The organism is Shimia isoporae, assembly GCF_004346865.1.
Classification (GTDB): domain Bacteria; phylum Pseudomonadota; class Alphaproteobacteria; order Rhodobacterales; family Rhodobacteraceae; genus Shimia; species Shimia isoporae.
In genome coordinates this window covers 146424-165385 of the sequence record NZ_SMGR01000004.1, presented here as the reverse complement: position 1 = coordinate 165385, position 18962 = coordinate 146424, and the positions used below count along the sequence as shown (strand labels likewise).

Here is an 18962-nt window from a genome sequence, read left to right as displayed (position 1 = left end):
TTACTCCTCAGACTCGTCGTTGGACTCGTCGGTCTCGATGTCGTCAAATTGGTCTTCGTTCAAAACACCCGCGTCCTTGCGGGCTTTAAGCATTTCTTTGATAAGATCGTCGGTCAAAACCAGTTTGGCTTCTGCCAACCAGTCGAATTGCAGACCCACGGTCACTGTTTCACCCTGATCTTCGATATTGATCAGCACGTCGCTGCCTTCGATGCCAGCAAGCACACCTTTGAACCGTTTTCGGCCGTCTATCAGTTCACTGGTTTCCAGCTTCGCTTCGTAACCTTCATAGGTGTCAAAGTCTTTTAGGCGGGTCAGCGGGCGGTCAATCCCGGGGCTACCGACTTCAAGCACATAGCTGTCGACAAGCGGGTCTTCGACATCCAATACGGCACTGACCGCGTTGGAAATCTCTGCGCACTCGTCCACTTCGATACCGCCTTCAGGGCGTTCGGCCATGATCTGCAGCGTATGGGTTTTGCCACCCATCAAACGCAAACGCACGAGTTCGAATCCCATATCCTCGATAACGGGGCCAACAATCTCGGCAAGTTTGCGGTCAATTGCCGCTTTGGCAATCAGGTCACTCATTCTTGTCTTCCAAGCACAAAAAAACGGGCGCGCGGCCCGTCGATGTTTCCCGGTGGAGCGTTCAGGCTAACCCGACCGCGCCGCTGTTGAGTGGGGATATACGACCGAACGCCCGAGTCTGCAAGGGTCAATCGATTTTACCAGATCAAGCCCGCCACCAGCGCTCGGCAAATCTGGCATTGTCCATTGCCCAATGACGACCAATGGTCGTTGGCATGGCAATTCGTTCACTTGTGGCCGCGAGATGATCAGCAAACACTGGCACCGTAATTGCGCCTTCATCACGAAGGAGTTGCTGTAGGTCTTCGTACCTCGATCTTCGCTTCGCGGTGTCCAATTCGGATCGCGCAGAAAGCAACATCGTTTCGAAATTGGGATGCGACCATTTAGACGCATTCCAAGGCGCTCCTGCTGTCAGATACGTCGACAACGTCCAATCTTCAATCGCGCGACCAGAGCTGCTGTCAACACGCGCTGCCCCTTCGCCAACGCCGGAACGCAAACCAAGTTCGTTCATTTGGGCAACAACAGCCTTTCCGATTTGGCCTGCTGAACTCGGAAGTTTTTCGTCGATCATAATCTCAAGCCGATCAAGTCCGGACTTCTTGAAATGGTAACGTGCAAGGTCAGGATCGAAGGCTGGCGGGTCTAGTTTGGCGTCAAAATATTGGTTTGCCGGCCCGACAGGGGTGTCGCGTCCAATATCACCATGACTGAGCAAGACATCATCAAGCAGAGCGCGACGATCGACTCCATGCTGCAGGGCTCGGCGCAGATGGGATCCCTCAGGACCCGCGGTAGTTACAGCTAACGAAACATGCGCGTTGCCGTTGATCCGTTGCAGACTACCGGAACGCCAATCCGCTAGTTGTGCTGCTTGAATTGGGCTGATCTGCGCGACGGTGTCTGTCGCGTCATCACGCAACAGCCGCATTCCTTTTTCTGATGACTCGGACAAGAACTCCAAATCGTCAAAGAAACCTGCTTTGCCGTCCTTGTAGTGACCGTTCACCCGCGACGCCCGAAACGCTTCTCCTGGCGCAAAATCTTCGACCCGATACATACCTGTGCCAATTCCGCCAATCATCGCAAGTTCGACATAACCAGCCGGGTAAATTACCAAGTGATAATCAGAGAGCAGATATGGAAAGTCCGCGTTCGGCGCATCAAGCTCGAATTGTACTTGATGCGGTGTGATCTTTCGAATTTCGGACACACTGGCGAGCAGCGGCCAAACGGCAGAGCCACTTTCACGACTATGCATGGAAAAGGTTTCCAACACATCGTCGGCAACGAACGGTTTGCCGTTATGAAAAGTCACTCCTTTTCGAAGATCGAAGGTCCAGACCCGTGCGTCGGGACTGGCTTCCCAGCCTTCGGCCAATTCTCCGCGCAACGCGCCATCCGGCCCGATTTCGGTGAGGCAATCAAAAACCGCACCATGGGCGGCCGCCATCATAAAAAGACCGGAGTGCGTTCGCGCGTCCCAACTATCTTGCAATGACCCGCCAGGTAAAACCGCTCGCAGTGTGCCACCCGGTTTTGGTGCAGCAGACAATGCAAGACCACTTGCCGCAAGCACACCGGCTGCTGCACCGCTGGTCAAAAGGCTACGCCGGCTGATCCGGGACATGACTAGGTCTCCAAGTTCGAGCGACGATCAGACGACGGGAACGGCCTGATGTCCAGCCCAATACTATCACGTTCCAATCATGCTCTGGCGAGTTGATCCATAATCCGCACAAGTTCGGCACTTATACCCGGCTCCGACAAAGCATGGCCAGCGTTGCGAACGACCCGCAAATCGGCCATTTCACCCCAAGAATTGGCGAGTTCAAATGCCGCCTTCGGTGGGCAAATCATGTCGTATCGACCTTGAACGATGAAACCGGGGATATGGCGGATTCGGTCCATGTGGCCAAGAATCTGTCCGTCGAACTCCAAGAAACCCTGGTTACGGAAATAGTGATTCTCAAGCCGCGAAAAGGCCCGCGCGTATTCTGCGGGTGCCTCGCCACCAGTGCCACTTGAATAAACTGAAGCCAGAGCGTTTTCCCATGAAGCCCACGCTCGCGCGTACTTCACTTCAGTTGCGCTGTCTCCACAGAATAGCCGGTGGTGATAGGCCTCAATAAAGTCTCCTTGTTCTTCTACAGGGATTAGAGAGGTGAAACGCTCCCACGGTTCAGGCCAGAAATGGCCGGCGCCCCCCCCGTAAAACCAATCAAGCTCCCGCTGCATCATCAGAAAGACACCACGCAAGACAAGACAAACAGCACGTTCCGGATGGGCCTGTGCGTAGAGAAGCGACAAAGTCGCCCCCCAACTTCCACCAAAGACAATCCAGTCCTCGATTTGGAGCGTAGTTCGAATGAGTTCCATATCCGCGATCAGGTGCCAAGTCGTATTGGCTTTGGTGCTTGCATGCGGTCGGGACCTTCCACAACCACGCTGATCGAATAGGATGACGCGATAGACTTTGGGATCAAAATAGCGACGCATAGCTGGGCTGCACCCGCCACCCGGGCCACCGTGTACGACAACAACCGGCAGACCTTTAGGATTGCCGGACTGTTCAACATAGACCTGATGCTCGTCGCCCACATCCAGCATTCTCTGGTCAAACGGTTCGACCGGAGGGTAAAGGTACTGCACTGCGCGCTTTTGGCCCGAGTTTTTGTCCATGTCTTTCCTTAAGTGTATAGACAGCCCACATGACCTATGGAGAGAACGAAATGCAAGCCTCTCAGAGCACCGTTGATCCTGCAGAAGTCGCCAAGTTCGAAGCAATGGCGGCCGAGTGGTGGGATCCGAAGGGTAAGTTCAAACCTCTCCATATGCTCAACCCATGCCGCTTGGATTACATTACGACGCAGATTGCTGCGGAGTTCAATCGCGACTTGAGCATCAAAAAGCCGTTCGCGGGTCTTAGATTGCTGGACATCGGTTGTGGCGGCGGCTTGTTGTCAGAACCGATGGCGCGGCTTGGCGCGACGGTGATAGGCGCAGACGCGGCAAGCGGAAACATACCCGTCGCAAAAGTTCACGCAGAGCAGTCAGGTCTGGACATCGATTATCGGCACACGACTGCCGAAGCCATGGCCGAAGACGGTGAGCAATTTGATGTAGTGCTGAATATGGAAGTGGTGGAACACGTTGCCGATCCGCTCAGCTTCCTGACCGTCTGTCAGCAATTGCTGAAACCTGGCGGACTGCATTTGTGTTCAACAATCAACCGAAATCCCAAAAGCTTTGCCATGGCCATTGTCGGCGCAGAATTTGTGATGCGTTGGCTACCCAAGGGCACGCACGAGTGGAACAAATTCATAACGCCTGACGAACTTTTTGAGTTACTTGAAAGAGCTGGCCTGATCCCGGTGGATCGCAAAGGTTTTGTCTTCAATCCTGTTGCTTGGAGCTGGTCAATTTCCGCGCGGGATCTCAGCGTTAACTATGTCACCGCAAGCACAAAACCGGACGCACAATAACTTAGGATTCGTCCTCAAGTCGCAGTCGAAGCTCGCGCAAGATCGGCAGCGCTGAACGCACGCGTTCATCACCCAAATTTGCAACGATATCGCGAATCAGCGGCTCCATCCCCGCCAGAGCGGCGTCGCGTGCCTGCCTGCCTGCGGGACTGATTGCTACCATTTTGCGACGCGCGTCATCCCAATCCGGGCGAATATGTACATAACCAGCCAGTTCCAGCTTGTGCAGCGTGTTCGTCATCGCCCCGCGCGTGACATGGAAAGTCTTGGCCAATTGGGCCGGGCTGCGCTCGGTGTTGGTTCGATCAAGGTGATTGAGAACGGAAAAATGGGACAGTTCCATCCCTTTTGGCAACGCCTTCGTGAGGCGCGTTCGGGCGAGTTGATCCACCATAAGGATTTCGCCAAAGAGCGTAATGGCCAAGCCGCTTTTTTCGTTCATCAGGGTCCGTCGAATTCTCGGTCGTGGCCCAGTGCGGGCACTTGTCTGCGGGCTTTGTCCACCATCAACAGATCAATATCAACATAAGTGATGCCGACTTCTTCTCCAGCATCCGCAAGAATTTCCCCCCATGGTGCCACAACCAAAGAATGCCCATAAGTTCGCCGGGATTTACCCATTTTGCTCGAATGCAGCCCTGTTTGGGCAGCAGCAATCACAAAACATCCGGTTTCAATCGCCCTCGCGCGCAAAAGAACCTCCCAGTGTGCAGCCCCAGTAATCGGAGAAAATGCGGCGGGGACGCTCAAGATTTGCGCTCCCGATTTGGCCAGAGAGCGGTAAAGATGAGGAAACCGAAGATCGTAACAAATCGACAAACCCAATGCGCCGCAAGGACCCCGCACTGTTCTGGCCACGCCCCCTGGGCGGTAACCATCTGATTCGCGATAGGTCTCTTCTGGCGTCACCTCGACGTCAAACATGTGGATTTTGTCATATCGCGCGGCGATCTGGCCGTTGTCGTCGATTACGAAGGACCGATTTGCAAAGCGACCATCTGGATCGCGGGTCTTCAGGGCAAGGCTACCAAGGTTCACCCAAAGTCGCAGTTCCGCACATATTTCCCGCACTCGCCGTAACATCGGATCGTCGGTTTCTTCGTAAAGCACCTCCAACTGCCGACGGCGGTTCATCGAAACGCAATTGGTCACCTCAGGGGTGAAGATACACCGCGCACCACCTTCAGCAGCGTCGCGAATCATAGGCTCCAGAGTTTTCAGATTCTCTGACGGATCATCAGAGGACGTGAGTTGAAGCAGCGCGACCCGCATGCGTTATTGCAGACCCAGAAGACTATTCAGCTTGCCAGCCCGCTCGAGAGCATAAAGATCATCACAACCGCCTACGTGAATATCTCCTACAAAAATCTGTGGCACAGTGCGGCCTCCGTTGGCACGTTTGATCATTTCAGGCTTTCGCGCCGGATCAGACAAAACGTCTATCTCGGAAAACTTTACGCCTTTTTCATTCAAAAGACGTTTCGCTGCGTGGCAGAACCCACAGAGCGGGCTTGTGTAGATTTCAATCGTCATTGATTTGACCCCTAGAGCTTGATCATTTGTCAGGCATTTAGGCGTCCTTTGCAACGCGCGCCAGTGTCACCACGCACACATCTTTGGCACCCGCTTGTAACGCTGCCTTTGCGGCAGCCGTCAGCGTTGCGCCACTTGTCATCACATCATCCACCAAAATCACCCGACGGCCATCCATGCGAGACCCGCGCTTGTGATGGGGCTCAATCGCATTTTCGAGCTTCGAAAATCGCTCATCTGTCGTCAGACCCGCGGTGTTTCCCGCAACGCGCGGCCTTGCCAATGCATCCGGGCAGAACTCTATGCCAAGGTTACGAGCCATGTTCCTTCCAAGCAGAGCAGATTGATTGTAGCGACGCTTCAAAAAGCGACTCCAATGAAGCGGCACAGGCGCAACGAGACAATTCTCCTCGACATAATTTCGGGCAGAGCCTGACATCCATTTGGCTGCCGGCACAGCGATGTCTAACCGGTCTCCATGCTTCAACGCCAAAACGAGCTTTCGGGCAACGCCCTCGTATGCGAGCGAAGCGTTTCCGGCGATCCATGGGCGTTCACGTGTTTGGCAATCGTCACACGTCAGCTGGTCCTCAACACTATCGGCCGTCACCTGTACGCCACAGAAATCGCATTGAGTGCCGCCTAGGAACGGGGTCTGCGCCCAGCAATGACCGCACAAACTGAAATCCCCATCCACCAGCGCCCCACAAGCGACACAGCGAGGCGGAAAGACCCATTGGAGTGCCGTTTGAAACTTCGAAACCATCATCATATTGTCCGCCTCATGCAGACCCAGCCAAAACTCACCGATCGCAGAGCTTTGACGCGCAATCGCGCTCGTGCCGACTTGTCAAAAGGAATGTTTCTGCACGAAGCCGCAATCGAAGAAGTTCAGGATCGTCTGAGGATGGTTAACAGAGGGTTTACGCGTCCCGCCATAGTGACCGGATTTCCGGTTGTCTGGCAGCGCTGCGTACCCAATGCTCTGATCGTTTCCGACACCGACGTCTTGGATCTTCAAGAACGTGAACATGATTTGGTCATTCACGCACTGGGCCTTCATTGGGCAGATGATCCTGTTGGACAAGTTATTCAAAGTCGTCGGGCCCTCAAACCCGACGGACTTTTCTTGGCAGTGACGTTCGGGGGGCAAACTCTCAACGAACTACGCAGCGCCTTGGCGCAAGCCGAAATCGAAATCACCGGCGGACTGTCTCCGCGCGTCGTCCCGATGGGAGAAATTAGAGATTTGGGCGCACTTCTACAAAGGGCGGGGCTCGCGCTACCGGTGGCTGATTCGGTGCCTACAAAAGTCACCTATGAAACGCCGTGGAACCTTATGAGAGACCTGCGATCAATGGGAGAAACCAATGCACTTCACCAGCGCTTGAGAAAACCCACGCGCCGCCAAGTGCTGATCCGGGCAGCAGAAATCTACGTAAACAGCTTCATGGAGAATGGACGCATTCCTGCAACCTTTGACATGGTTTTCATGACCGGTTGGGCTCCGGACGACAGCCAGCCCCAACCACTTCGCCCGGGCTCGGCATCGACCCGCCTTGCCGACGCCTTGGGTGCCTCCGAAATCAAACTGCCCAAATAGGGCACTCACACATTGGACCAAACAAGATGAAAGACGTCGCCTGCCCTGCCCACGCTCCGGCTGAACACCCTGCAGTTCCGCGCGGAAAAACCGGTATTCTTCTGGCCAATCTAGGTACACCTGACGACTATAGCTATTGGCCGATGAGGCGCTATTTGAACGAATTTCTGTCAGACAAACGCGTGATCGACTATCCTTGGTGGAAATGGCAACCCATCCTTCAACTGATCATTCTGACAAAGCGACCCTTCTCCAGCGGAGAAGCATACGAGTCGATCTGGGACAAAGAGCGTGGCGAAAGCCCGTTAATGGTGATTACCAAGGAACAAACAGCTGCGATCGCTGACAAAATGAAAGCGCAGTATGGCGACCAGGTGATGGTTGATTTCTGCATGCGCTATGGCAACCCATCGACACCTTCCAAAGTTCGGGAAATGGTCGCTGCCGGATGCGAGCGCATTCTTTTTTTCCCACTCTACCCTCAATACGCCGGTGCCACGACGGCAACCGCCAACGACCAGTTCTTCCGAGCGCTGATGAAGGAAAAATGGCAACCCGCGTCTCGCACCGTGCCTGCATATTTTGAACACCCTGCTTACATCGAAGCACTCGCGACGTCTGTCGAATCAGCATATGCCGAGCGCGAAAAGCGCCCTGATCTACTGGTTGTGTCCTATCACGGCATGCCAAAACGATACCTGATGGAAGGCGATCCTTATCATTGCCAGTGCCAAAAAACCACGCGACTCCTACAAGAGCGCCTAGGGTGGGAAAAAACCGAACTGAGAACGACTTTCCAGTCGCAGTTCGGCCCGGAAGACTGGCTACGACCTTATACAGTCGAAGAAGTAGCCAGATTGGCCGAAGAAGAAGGCAAAAAGAACATCGCCGTGATCGCACCGGCTTTCTCTGCGGATTGCATCGAAACTTTGGAAGAGATCAACGAGGAGATAAAGGAAAGCTTCGAAGAGGCAGGCGGAGAAGAATTCCTATATATTCCATGCCTGAACGCGGATGAGGCGCACATCAACGCCCTCAGCAGGATCATAGGCGAAAACCTAGGCGGTTGGGTGTCACCGTAACTTCTATGAAGAAAAGAAAAAGGCGAGGCCTAAGCCTCGCCTTTCGCATTTCACAAAGTGAAATTGGTATTAGCTGTTCGCAGCGGCTGCAGCGATAACTGCCAGCAGGATCAGCGGAACCCAGATAGCTGCGTTGGAGCTCGATGCTTCTTCTTCGATGACCGGCGGTTCAACAACCGGCTCAGCCATGGAACCCGCAAAAGCGGTGGAAGCAGCGGCGGTAAGTGCAGCAGCGAGAACGAGTTTCTTCATAGTATCCTCCAGAATTCGCTTGCCACCAAAAACAATTGAGGGCGATGACAAGCACCCAAGACTTAACCTCGTGTATTCGTCTAAACAGGAAAAAGTCTGGCTTTGCAAACCTTAGTTTAACGATTCAAGGCCTTACGACGCAAAATGTCGTCAAATTAGCAACACTTGTGTGCCCACCTTTGTCAACGAAAACAACTCCGCAATGTGCTCGTTGTAGAGACCGATGCACCCATTGGACGATCGGCGGCCAATTTTGCGTGTGTCATGGGTGCCGTGGATTCGATAGTAGGTCCAACTAAGGTAAAGCGCATGCGTACCCAAGGGATTATCCGGGCCGGGACCAACGAAGTCAGGCCACTCAGGGTTACGTTTCTTCATCGACGGGGTCGGACGCCAGCTAGGGCCTTCGACCTTTCGAACAACTTTCGTGCGGCCCTTTCGAGTCAAATCCTCTGTCAGGGGCACCGATGACGGATACAGCTTATAGACGGATTGGTCTTCGGACCAATAGTGCAGCGCGCGGCTTGTGATGTCGACAAGCACGGCTCCGTTCCTCAGTGATGAGAAATATGGGCGCCAATCCAGAGAGCGGAAGCTAGAAATGTTCCGTGTAACCGTTTCGGTGAGGTCGCGCTCAACCTCAGTCGTACCTGACTCGGTTTGCGCCAGTGCTGGCGCACTCGCAAATGCGGCGCCAGATGCCAAGAAGGCCCGACGGCCCAAAGTGCTGCGTTTCTCTGTCATGGTGCTCTCCCAGACACGTCCTCTTTGATTGCGACACGATATTGCCGGAAAGCCTCAGTCGCAAATCAATCAATCGTCAGATCGGCTGTCACACGCCGATGTGGGTTTTCATGTCAACTTCATGCAGGTAGATCAATGCAAAACGCAAGATTGACGAAAGTGGATTCCCATGCGGCTGTTCAAATTACTATTCATCCTGACACTCGGTCTGGCCGCTTGCGATACAACTGGCTCTTATTCCGGTTCAAAAAACTACCGAATTTCATCTGGCGCGACCAACAAGATCCAGTTTCGGGTATTGGACAGCATCAATGCCCTTCGTCAGGCCTCCGGTGCAGTGCCGGTCGAGTACAACGCAAAACTCAACGCCGCAGCCGCAACCCATTCCCGAGACATGTCACTGCAGAATCGCCCTTGGCATTTCGGATCTGATGGTTCGTCGCCTCTGGATCGTGTAGCGCGCGTCGGCTACCAAGGCATTCTGACCGGCGAGACGATTTCCGAAACCTACGAAACCGAAACAGAAACCCTCGCGGCCTGGATGGAACAAGACGACACGCGTGCCGTAATTCTTGATCCGAACGCGAGAGAAATGGGCTTTGCGTGGTTTCAGGAAAAGAACGGCAAAATATGGTGGACCTTGGTTATGGGTCAACCATCCTATGCCACCACTGATATCGCAAATTTTGACGGATAATCAGGGGTATATCCAGACCTGGGTACCGTTCTTGACCATTGCATAGATATCTCTCATCTCGCGGTTGGTCACTGAAATACAGCCGGCAGTCCAGTCGTCTTTTCCTGCTTTGAAAAGCTCAGGCTGGCCGTGGATAAAAATATCGCCGCCCGGGGATTTTCCTTGCGACTTGGCATAGGCGCGGTCATCGGCATTGGGATATGAAATTCCGATGGACAAATAGAAGGCACTGTTTGGGTTGCGGCGATCGATCCAGTACTGACCTTCTGGCGTGCGGCCATCCCCCTCGAATTGTTTGTGGCCCTCTGGCGCAAATCCCAAATCGATATCGTAGGACTTAAGCACTGTGTTGTGATGCAACAGGTGCATTTTGCGTTGCTCTTTGTAGACAACAACATGAGTCACCTTTGGGCCATAGTAGTTTTTGAACTTGCTTGCACATCCGGCCGCGCCGAATGCAACGACAAGAATCAGAACCATGGAAAGCCAACGCATCGATTTCGCCTCGTTATGTTTTTTGTTGTCTTGTGACAATTTCATACCAGAGAAAAGCCGCAAAAACCTGTCACGTCGCTGTGAAATACATCAATTTCTCACGAATCTGGCCGCCAGTTCGATATGGCTGGACCATCGGAACTGGTCCACAACCTGGACCCAGTCCAAAGTATAACCGGATTTGACCAAAGTCGCTGCATCACGCGCGAAGGTAACCGGATTACAACTGACGAAGGCAATCTCCGGAATTTCAGATTGAGCCAGTTCGGCGACTTGTGCCTCTGCCCCTGCACGTGGTGGGTCGATTACTGCGAAATCATATCTAAGATCCTGCGCAATAATCGGGTTCCGGAACAGATCACGGGTCTCGGATGTCACGCGCTTGAGGCCTTCCGCCGTTCGCCAGCCTTCGTCCAAGGCCTTGATCATGCTTCGCTCACCTTCGACTCCATGCATCTGCGCGCGTTGAGCAAGTGGCAAAGTGAAAGTCCCGCAACCAGCGAAAAGATCGACTCCCTTGTCACCTTGTGAGATCGCCGCCTCTACCGCCTCCAGCAAGGCTGATTCGCCTTGTGGGGTCGCCTGTAGAAACGCGCCTGGCGGCGGCAACACCTTGGCGTTGCCGAACTTTTGATAGGGAGGAACACGCGTTGCTACGACTTCGCCCTCCCACGCCAATCTCGCCAGTTTGTGTCTCTCGGTTTCCTGAGCGAGTAATGACAGCAGGGGACCATCGAGAGGCTTGCCTCCCTTAACGGCAATATCCAAACCACCCAGCGAAGCCGTCACTGTTGCACTGAGTTCGCCTTTGCGCGAGCCGCCGATACGGGCCAACTCTCCAACAATACCCATGGCTGGGACGAGTTTGGGATCAAGCAAGATGCACTTTGGAATATCCGCGACGACGTTCGAGGCGCGTGCGTGAAAACCAACTGTCGCTCCTTTTTTTGTGCGCTTTGCTGAAAAAACGGCGCGACGGCGCGAGGCCGCAGGAGATGTCAGAATTGGCTTCCAATTTGGGTCGAGGCTTTGCGCTGCAAGGGCTTTCTGGACGACACCCACCTTCCAGTTCGCCACGAAATCGTCAGAGGCATGTTGCAACTGGCACCCACCGCAGACCTTGAAATGCTGACAAGGAGATTTCACGCGGCTTTCCGAAGGAGTCACGATCCGAATGTCGCTCAGACGATCTCCATCGACTACGCCGGTTACCTCTTCGTCGGGCAACGTGAGAGGAGCGTAGATTGGACCATCGGTGATTCCATCGCCATGAAGGCCCAGTCTTTGAATTGTGAACTGCTTCATACGCGTCCCCTACCCCGAGGACGCGTATGGGTCAATTTACTCGGCAGCCTCGTCCGCATTAATGAAACCTCCGGACTGCCTTGCCCAGAAGCCTGCATACAGTCCGCCCAATCCCAGGAGTTCCGAATGGGTGCCTTGCTCCACGATCTTTCCGTCATCCAGCACCAGAATCCGATCCATCTCGGCGATTGTGGAGAGTCGGTGGGCAATAGCAATCACCGTCTTGCCAGCCATCATTCCATATAGCGTGTTCTGGATAGCTGCCTCCACCTCACTGTCCAGGGCACTGGTTGCTTCATCCAGAAGAAGGATCGGCGCATCTTTTAGTATGACCCGCGCAAGCGTGATGCGTTGGCGCTGGCCGCCTGATAGTTTCACACCACGTTCTCCAACGTGTGCATCATACCCTTTTCGTCCTTGTGGATCCTCAAGATCGAGAATGAAATCATGCGCTTCCGCCTTTTTGGCGGCTTCGATCATCATCTCTTCTGTCGCATCAGGCCGACCATAAAGTAGGTTGTCCCGCACAGACCGATGAAGCAACGAACTGTCCTGCTGCACCATGCCTATCTCATCGCGCAAGCTATCCTGGGTGACTTTGGCGATGTCCTGACCGTCAATTAGGATTCGGCCCGATTCGGCGTCATAGAACCGCAGCAGCAGTTTCACGAGCGTCGATTTGCCCGCACCACTGCGACCGATAAGCCCAATTTTTTCCCCCGGACCGATGGTCAGTGATATCGCGTCCAGACCACCAGAACCACGACCGTAGTGATGCGAGAGCGCATCGATTTCGACTTTGCCTTCAGACAGACGAAGTGGCGTCGCTTGGTTGTCATCCACCAGATCTATCGGTTGCGCGATGGTTTCCATGCCCTCTGCCACAACGCCCAATTGACGGAAGAACGAGGTCAAAGCCCACATGATCCAACCTGTCATGGCATTCAGGCGCAGAGTCAAAGCTGTTGCCGCCGCTACCACGCCAACGCTGGCCTGGCCTTGCATCCAAAGCCAAATCGCCCAACCAACCACGCTTACAATCAAGAGGCCGTTCAAGAAAACAAGGACGACATCCATAATGGTGTAGATTCGCATCTCTTCTTGAAACGTCTCGCGGGAATATTCGATGGCATCTTTGGCATAGTCCAACTCGCGCTTGTTGTGTGCAAACAGCTTCACTGAATGGATGTTGGTGTAGGCGTCGACAACACGACCAGTAACGCGTGAACGAGCGTCCGAAGCCTTTTGTGAAGCAGGTCCGACACGGACCACTGTCCAGCGCACCAATACGCCGTAAAGGCCCAGCCATATCAGCATGGGCAGCACCAAGCGTGGATCCGCATCCATCAACAAGATGGCTGCACCAACTACATAGGCGATGGAAAACGTGATGGCGTCAAAGACTTGAAACATCGCCTCTCCAGCCGCGGGAGGCGTCTGCATTATCCGGTTCGCTATGCGGCCTGCAAAATCATTTTCAAACCAACCAACCGATTGTCGTAAAACGTGTTTATGTGCACGCCAACGTATCAGTGTGCCAAAGTTTGGTAGCATTGCGTTATTGAGCAGCAGCACATCCAGACCCTGCAACAGGGGTCGGATCAACAGCACAAAAGACACGACAAGCGCAAACTCCAATTTGTGCTCGACCCAAACCTGTGTGGGATCGCCAACCAATAAATCGACAATGCGACCCATGTAGCCAATCAGGCCGATTTCAACTGCAGCGACCACGACTGACATGATCGCGGCCAACACGAATACGCGCTTGAATGGCTGCGCGTAATCCATAAGGAAAGGCCAAAGCCTGCGGGGCGGCTCGTCGGTTTCAACGTAGTCGCAATAAGGGTCAACGAGGTTTTCGAAAAACTTGAACATGGGGAAACCCAAACAAAAAGGGTGGACAAAATGTGAGAGCGCACGAACCGTCTGGCCGCGCGCGTGCGGTCAGGGTGTGCTTATGACAACCAGATTCCGCGATACATCTTGCACCCTCCTTCAACTCAGGTGACGCCAGACTGCCGCAAGGTCATCGGCCTGTCAATCGCACAGTCTGTGAATGTTTGGTGAGAAAACCCCGCCTTCGGGCGTGCCGGATTTTGCTGTCTGCATCGCGTCGGCAAAACATCGGTTTTTCGTCGGTATCGATTCTCGGATGCCGTCAGCCCTTCAAATGGGCAAGCAATTCTGACTTTGTCGCCGTAAGTCCGCACTCGATCCAGCGCGCTTCCAGCGTTTTGAGAGCCTTGCCCAGCGCTGGACCGGCATGATCAGGCATTAGGTCCGCTGGCCGGATGGGGAACTCAGCAGCTGCTCCGCGCGCGACCTCGGCCGGACCTGCAGGGTTGAAAGGCAACTCAAGCATTGCCGCCCTCAAAAGAAGAATGGAAACGCCCGCCTCTTCTCCGAGACGATAGCCCAACTCGGCGGGACCCATGGTGTTCTCCACGCCTTCCCGCAAGTCCTGAAGGACGCGGGACTCGCGTTTGGAAAGACGCAACGCTTCTGTCATGCCAACTCCCCCAAGGCTTGCAAGGCGACGCATGGGAGCTGGCGACAGATCGAGCATTTGCTCGAAATACACCAGTGGAGCTAGCGCCTTATCGTCAGTGCCGTGAAGAATTGCATGCAAAACACCCGTCGAGCGCATTGCCGCGACGGCAGGTGCCGGATCAGGAGCTTTCAGTAGTTTTTTGATCTCCGACCCCACGCGCTCTTTTGAAAGCGTCGATAGCCCGTCTGTGTTGGCCGCAATCGCAGCCAGCGCATCAGGGTCCATACCCGCAGTAGGATCGCCGTAGATCGCGTGAAAACGAAAGTAGCGCAGAATTCGCAAGTAATCCTCTCGAATGCGATCTTCAGCAGCATCGATAAATCGCAAGCGACGCGCCTTCAGATCTTCCATGCCGCCCAGTGGGTCGACAACGGTACCATCCGGTTCGGCATAGATCGCGTTCATTGTGAAATCGCGTCTTCGCGCATCGTCTTCGACATTCTGCGAGAAGGCCACCACGGCACGTCTTCCATCGGTTTCTATATCGTGGCGAAAGGTGGTGACTTCATGCGGAATATGGCTGGAAATGACAGTTATCGTTCCGTGCTCAATGCCCGTTGGAACGGCATTGAGACCGGCGGCCTTCGACAACGCGATCACCTGTTCCGGCAGAGCATCAGTGGAGATGTCTATGTCGTTGACGGGTGCCTGCAAAAGCGCGTTGCGCACACAACCGCCAACAAACAGCGCCCGATGGCCCGCCTCAGTTAGGGCTTTGCACACCTTCTGTGTCGCTGGATTGGTCAGCCAATCCCCGGTTACCTTCATACTTGGTCCATCCGCTCCGCCAGGCCGCGCAATATGCGGGCCGTTGCACCCCATATGTAATAGGGGCCGAAGGGAACGGTAAAGTAGTGGCGCCGCTGCCCCTGCCATCGGCGGGACTGGACGGAAAACCGCGCGGTGTCGGTTACATGAGCCAGTGGGACACGAAATACTTCCTCGACTTCTCCCGGTTCGGGGACAATGTCGAAAACATCATTCACTTGTCCCAAAACTGGCGTAACCCGAAAGCTGGTGACCGTTTCGTGCGTGGGTAATGTGCCAATGACATCCACAATTTCTGGCGGCAGTCCGATTTCTTCGCGGGCCTCACGCAAAGCAGCGGCGATGACATCAGCGTCGGCCTCGTCCTGCTTTCCACCGGGAAACGCGATTTGACCGGGATGATGCTTGAGATGGCTGGCCCGTTTAGTGAGGATCACGTGCGGAACACCATCGCGGATTTCGATGGGAACCAGAACGCCTGCCGGCCGTAACTTGCGACCTTGTGGTAGGACGACATCTGGGTTCAGATCAAAGTCGGAAGAGGCCGCGCTCTCTGCAGAAAGCGCGGCCCTGAGGGAAGCGAGCGGGTCAGGCACCCGCGGCGTCTCCGTCCTTTTTGGCATCAAAGCCGACCGTCGCCGGGTCAAGGTCGTAGTGCGCACTACAGTATTGGCAATCCGCAGTCACACGACCCTCGGGTGTGGTCATCTTTTCGATGTCCTTGGCCGAATAAATCGACAGCGACTGGCGCACACGTTCCTCAGAACAGGTACATCCGAACTTGACCGGTTGCGTGTCGTAAACACGCGGCTGTTCCTCGTGGAACAGACGGATCAAAAGGTCCGTGGGTGGAACGGAAGGCCCAATCATTTCCAGATCCTCAACCGAATCCAGAAGGATATTGGCGCGGTTCCAGTTCTCTTCGTCTTCTTCATTCAGCACGTCTTTAGCCAACAAAAGCCCACCATCGCCACTTCCGCCCTCGCCGGTGACGTGCGGGCTGGCTTTGGGCATGTGCTGAAGCATGATGCCTCCGGCCCGCCAATGCTCACCCACACCGGGCTCGATCGATTTGCCGAACTTGAGCGAAAAGCGGGTGGCCAGCTGTTCGGATTGCGCAAAATACGCCTCCGCCGAAGCTTGCAAAGAGCCGCCGTTCAGACCAGAGATGCCTTGATAGGGCTGCATGCCCTCGCCTTGATCGATGAGCAACGCGAAGTAACCGTTGCCAAGCTGATCGAATGGTGCGCCATCGGTAAGTCGCTCTTCGTCAAAGCTGGCGTAGGCGCGAATGCGGGCCGGTTCGCCTTCCTTGGTGGGAGCATAATAGTCGGTCGCGATCATGCGCACAGGGCCATTGGATTGCACCTGAAGTTGCAGCTTCCAGCGCAGGCTGATGGTCTGGCCGATCAATGCGGTCAGCAAGGCCATCTCGGCCACCAGAGCTTCCACAACTTCTGGGTAGTTGTGTTGCTTGAGCACGCCCGACAGCACGCCATCAAGGCGCGCAACGCGGCCGCGAATGTCAGATTTGTCCAGCTGGAACGGCAGTACTGTGTCGTCCCAGGCAATCGAGTTTGCGGGTTTCATGGGGTTTCCTTATCGGCCTTCCCTTGCCATACCGCGACTATATAGGGCCAGCAAGAGCGACAAAAAGGGGTTTCACGCATGATACCACGTTTCGGACGGACACCGGAAAGCGGACGGCGTTATGTTATCCGGCCTGGCGCTTACGCCATTTTGCTGCGCGGAGACGAGTTGTTGGTGACCTATCAGCATGCGCCGCATGACGAGTTCCAGCTGCCGGGCGGCGGTATTGATCCGGGAGAGTCTCCGGTGTCGGCTCTGCATCGTGAGGTATACGAGGAAACCGGATATACAATGACCACGCCACGGCGATTGGGCGCATTTCGCCGTTTCACGTATATGCCGGAATACGACAAATGGGCCGAGAAGGTCTGTGCGATTTACGTGGCGCGACCAGCATTACGACTTGGCCCGCCTTTGGAAACCGATCATGAGCCGGTGTGGATGCCTGCAAAGGTGGCAGCAAAAGTGCTTGCCAACGAAGGCGACCGACAGTTTGTCAGGACGTTTCTGCTTTAGCCGCGATACTCAAACAGAATACCGGAAATATCGTCGGGGAAGCCTTGACCACCGCTGTATTCGTCAAGCTGCCAAACAATCGTCTGCAGCGTTTCCTCAAGCGCGTGGCCTTTCAGACCCTTGACCAGATCTTCAAAGCCTTCCTCACCAAGCATGCCGTTGTTGGTGTCCGGGCACTCCGTGACGCCGTCCGACATCATAAACAGACGATCGCCCGGCTTGAGGCTCAACTCAAACTGCGAGAATTCCGCGCCGGGGATCAGACCGACAGGTAGGCCACCGGGACCATCCTGTTCAATTGTGCCATCTGCACGCTGTATCAGCGGGTGCGGGTGACCTGCCTGCGCCATAACAATCTTGCCGGTTTCGAGATCGACATCGGCCAGTAGCATAGTGAAATAGTGCTCTGTCTCCATCTCATCGAGGATGATCTCGTTCAGGCGCTGCACAACTTCCTTGGGCTCCAGGTGTTCGTGCGACCCGTCCGGATAAACCTGCATCGCCACGTTCTGTTCCGGAGAAGACGAGGAAAGATATCCTGCCAGCCGCGCGGTGATCAGCGCCGAGCTGATACCGTGACCGGAAACATCGATCGAGTAGAGCCCGACACGTGTTTCGGAGATTTTGTAGTGCCCAACAAGGTCACCGCCAACGTGGCCTGAGGATTGCAACAGAAGAGAGACTGCGCCTTGACCGAAGTCGCGGAACCGATCCGGGACCAGAGACTGCTGAAGCTTCTTGGCCGCCAGAAGGTCGTTGTCGAGGGAGTCGTAGAGTCGCTGTAGCTCATCCAGCGTATCGGTAATCACGCGATTTTTCTCGGTCAGCTCATGCTGCATTTTGAGAATGCGCTCCCCCGCGCTGATCCGCGCGCGCAATTCGTATCCGTTCACCGGTTTGGTGAGAAAATCATCCGCACCCGCCGCAAATCCCTGAGCAACTTCACCCTTCTCGCTCTTGGAGGTCAGCAAGATGAAATATGCGTAGCTTTCAAATGGGATCTCGCGCAATTCGCGGCAGAACTCGAGACCAGACATGCCGGGCATCATCCAATCCGACAAAATCAGATCGGGCAGGTCCTCACGGCAGATTTCGAGTGCTTCCTGACCAGAGGCGGCTTCGATGACTTCATAGCCCTCGCGCTTCAGCGAAACACTGAGAATACGGCGTTGGACCCGGCTGTCATCCACAACCAGCACACGGCGGATCACCCCGGTATCCGGCGCAACGTCCACAGCCTGTACATTCATCGTTTGCAAAGTCATCCAACCCTCGGTCTTTGGGAATTCTCCAAACCCTAGAGGGGTGTCACTTAATAGCACGTCAACGCGAAGCAAGATTTACATAAAATTTTAAAAGCCAGACTTTGTTAACCATTCCCTGCGACTCTCCACCCAAAGTCAAAATGGAGAGACCCATGATTAACTGGGAACGCGTGGAAGAACTGCGCGACGAGATCGGACCCGAAGATTTTGATGAGGTCGTCGACCTCTTTCTGGACGAAGTCGAAGAAGTGATTGAACGTCTGCGTTCGGAACCTGATCTGTCTTCGTTGGAGGCCGACCTGCACTTCCTCAAAGGTAGCGCGCTAAACCTCGGTTTTGAAACCTTTTCTCAGCTTTGCCAGGCAGGCGAAGCGGCCTCCGCCGCTGGTCAGGCTGCATCTGTTGACGTGCCCGCTGTGCTGGCTGCGTTTGCAGACAGCAAAGCAACTTTCCAACAGAAACTGGCCGCCGCCTAAGAC

The 18962-nt window shown here is 54.7% G+C and carries 22 protein-coding genes; 6 read left to right on the top strand and 16 right to left on the bottom strand.

Translation table 11 applies throughout. From position 1 onward, the window contains the following. From rimP to pip, 3 genes are all read right to left on the bottom strand, one after another. On the bottom strand, positions 1-591 hold the full coding sequence (gene rimP / locus BXY66_RS17680; protein ID WP_132861732.1) for a ribosome maturation factor RimP: 591 nt from the start codon (positions 589-591) through the stop codon (positions 1-3). Positions 592-736: 145 nt separating this feature from the next. Further along, positions 737-2224 carry an ABC transporter substrate-binding protein gene (locus BXY66_RS17675; RefSeq protein ID WP_132861731.1) on the bottom strand — a complete coding sequence of 496 codons (1488 nt, stop codon included), beginning with the start codon at positions 2222-2224 and terminating at the stop codon, positions 737-739. 77 nt (positions 2225-2301) lie between these two features. Next, the gene (pip, locus tag BXY66_RS17670; protein WP_132861730.1) at positions 2302-3276 is read right to left on the bottom strand and encodes a prolyl aminopeptidase; all 975 of its coding nucleotides are present in this window, start codon (positions 3274-3276) and stop codon (positions 2302-2304) included. A 50-nt stretch (positions 3277-3326) separates the two neighbouring features. On the opposite strand from pip, the gene ubiG reads away from it, so the two are divergent. Beyond that, positions 3327-4079 carry a bifunctional 2-polyprenyl-6-hydroxyphenol methylase/3-demethylubiquinol 3-O-methyltransferase UbiG gene (gene ubiG, locus BXY66_RS17665; protein WP_132861850.1) on the top strand — a complete coding sequence of 251 codons (753 nt, stop codon included), beginning with the start codon at positions 3327-3329 and terminating at the stop codon, positions 4077-4079. Between the two features lies 1 nt (position 4080). Here the strand turns inward: ubiG and BXY66_RS17660 are convergent, their stop codons facing one another. The 4 genes from BXY66_RS17660 to BXY66_RS17645 are packed head-to-tail and all read right to left on the bottom strand — an operon-like array spanning position 4081 to position 6384. Next, positions 4081-4521 carry a MarR family winged helix-turn-helix transcriptional regulator gene (locus BXY66_RS17660; protein WP_132861729.1) on the bottom strand — a complete coding sequence of 147 codons (441 nt, stop codon included), beginning with the start codon at positions 4519-4521 and terminating at the stop codon, positions 4081-4083. Next, positions 4521-5351 (bottom strand): carbon-nitrogen hydrolase family protein, encoded by an 831-nt coding sequence (locus BXY66_RS17655; protein WP_132861728.1) that lies wholly within the window; start codon positions 5349-5351, stop codon positions 4521-4523. The genes BXY66_RS17660 and BXY66_RS17655 overlap by 1 nt, the downstream gene beginning before the upstream one ends. A gap of 3 nt (positions 5352-5354) precedes the next feature. Then, a complete protein-coding gene (gene grxC / locus BXY66_RS17650) occupies positions 5355-5612 on the bottom strand; it encodes a glutaredoxin 3 (protein ID WP_132861727.1) in 258 nt (85 codons plus the stop codon). A gap of 37 nt (positions 5613-5649) precedes the next feature. Then, positions 5650-6384, bottom strand: coding sequence for a ComF family protein (locus tag BXY66_RS17645; protein WP_341785820.1), 735 nt, complete (start codon positions 6382-6384; stop codon positions 5650-5652). A 12-nt stretch (positions 6385-6396) separates the two neighbouring features. Here BXY66_RS17645 and BXY66_RS17640 point away from each other — a divergent pair, with 12 nt between their 5' ends. Further along, complete coding sequence (locus BXY66_RS17640) at positions 6397-7215, top strand: methyltransferase domain-containing protein (protein ID WP_132861849.1); 819 nt, start codon at positions 6397-6399, stop codon at positions 7213-7215. Positions 7216-7241: 26 nt separating this feature from the next. Further along, entirely contained in the window at positions 7242-8297 is a 1056-nt protein-coding gene (gene hemH / locus BXY66_RS17635; protein WP_132861725.1) for a ferrochelatase, read from the top strand. Positions 8298-8366: 69 nt separating this feature from the next. Here the strand turns inward: hemH and BXY66_RS17630 are convergent, their stop codons facing one another. Both BXY66_RS17630 and BXY66_RS17625 read right to left on the bottom strand, forming a co-directional pair. Then, positions 8367-8549 carry a hypothetical protein gene (locus BXY66_RS17630; RefSeq protein ID WP_132861724.1) on the bottom strand — a complete coding sequence of 61 codons (183 nt, stop codon included), beginning with the start codon at positions 8547-8549 and terminating at the stop codon, positions 8367-8369. Positions 8550-8699: 150 nt separating this feature from the next. Beyond that, positions 8700-9293, bottom strand: coding sequence for a L,D-transpeptidase (locus BXY66_RS17625; RefSeq protein ID WP_132861723.1), 594 nt, complete (start codon positions 9291-9293; stop codon positions 8700-8702). A gap of 169 nt (positions 9294-9462) precedes the next feature. On the opposite strand from BXY66_RS17625, the gene dalA reads away from it, so the two are divergent. Next, positions 9463-9990, top strand: coding sequence for a divisome-associated lipoprotein DalA (gene dalA, locus BXY66_RS17620; RefSeq protein WP_132861722.1), 528 nt, complete (start codon positions 9463-9465; stop codon positions 9988-9990). Here the strand turns inward: dalA and BXY66_RS17615 are convergent, their stop codons facing one another. The 6 genes from BXY66_RS17615 to hslO form a co-directional block, all read right to left on the bottom strand. Next, positions 9991-10485: a L,D-transpeptidase family protein gene (locus BXY66_RS17615; protein ID WP_132861721.1), complete on the bottom strand. Its 495-nt coding sequence runs from the start codon at positions 10483-10485 to the stop codon at positions 9991-9993. A gap of 90 nt (positions 10486-10575) precedes the next feature. Next, positions 10576-11790, bottom strand: coding sequence for a class I SAM-dependent RNA methyltransferase (locus BXY66_RS17610; RefSeq protein WP_132861720.1), 1215 nt, complete (start codon positions 11788-11790; stop codon positions 10576-10578). Between the two features lie 36 nt (positions 11791-11826). Continuing rightward, the gene (locus BXY66_RS17605; RefSeq protein WP_132861719.1) at positions 11827-13668 is read right to left on the bottom strand and encodes an ABC transporter ATP-binding protein; all 1842 of its coding nucleotides are present in this window, start codon (positions 13666-13668) and stop codon (positions 11827-11829) included. A gap of 283 nt (positions 13669-13951) precedes the next feature. Next, positions 13952-15112, bottom strand: a complete 1161-nt coding sequence (locus tag BXY66_RS17600) for a CCA tRNA nucleotidyltransferase (protein WP_132861718.1) — start codon at positions 15110-15112, stop codon at positions 13952-13954. Then, positions 15109-15708 carry a CoA pyrophosphatase gene (locus BXY66_RS17595; RefSeq protein WP_243694427.1) on the bottom strand — a complete coding sequence of 200 codons (600 nt, stop codon included), beginning with the start codon at positions 15706-15708 and terminating at the stop codon, positions 15109-15111. Before BXY66_RS17595 ends, BXY66_RS17600 begins: the two co-directional genes overlap by 4 nt. After that, positions 15701-16702 (bottom strand): Hsp33 family molecular chaperone HslO, encoded by a 1002-nt coding sequence (gene hslO, locus BXY66_RS17590; RefSeq protein WP_132861716.1) that lies wholly within the window; start codon positions 16700-16702, stop codon positions 15701-15703. Before hslO ends, BXY66_RS17595 begins: the two co-directional genes overlap by 8 nt. A gap of 78 nt (positions 16703-16780) precedes the next feature. Between hslO and BXY66_RS17585 the strand changes: the two genes are divergently transcribed. Next, positions 16781-17218, top strand: coding sequence for an NUDIX hydrolase (locus BXY66_RS17585; protein WP_132861715.1), 438 nt, complete (start codon positions 16781-16783; stop codon positions 17216-17218). Here the strand turns inward: BXY66_RS17585 and BXY66_RS17580 are convergent. Then, entirely contained in the window at positions 17215-18483 is a 1269-nt protein-coding gene (locus tag BXY66_RS17580; protein WP_243694426.1) for a PP2C family protein-serine/threonine phosphatase, read from the bottom strand. The genes BXY66_RS17585 and BXY66_RS17580 overlap by 4 nt on opposite strands. Before the next feature lie 152 nt (positions 18484-18635). On the opposite strand from BXY66_RS17580, the gene BXY66_RS17575 reads away from it, so the two are divergent. Further along, positions 18636-18959, top strand: coding sequence for an Hpt domain-containing protein (locus BXY66_RS17575; protein ID WP_132861714.1), 324 nt, complete (start codon positions 18636-18638; stop codon positions 18957-18959). The last annotated feature ends 3 nt before the right edge of the window (positions 18960-18962 follow it).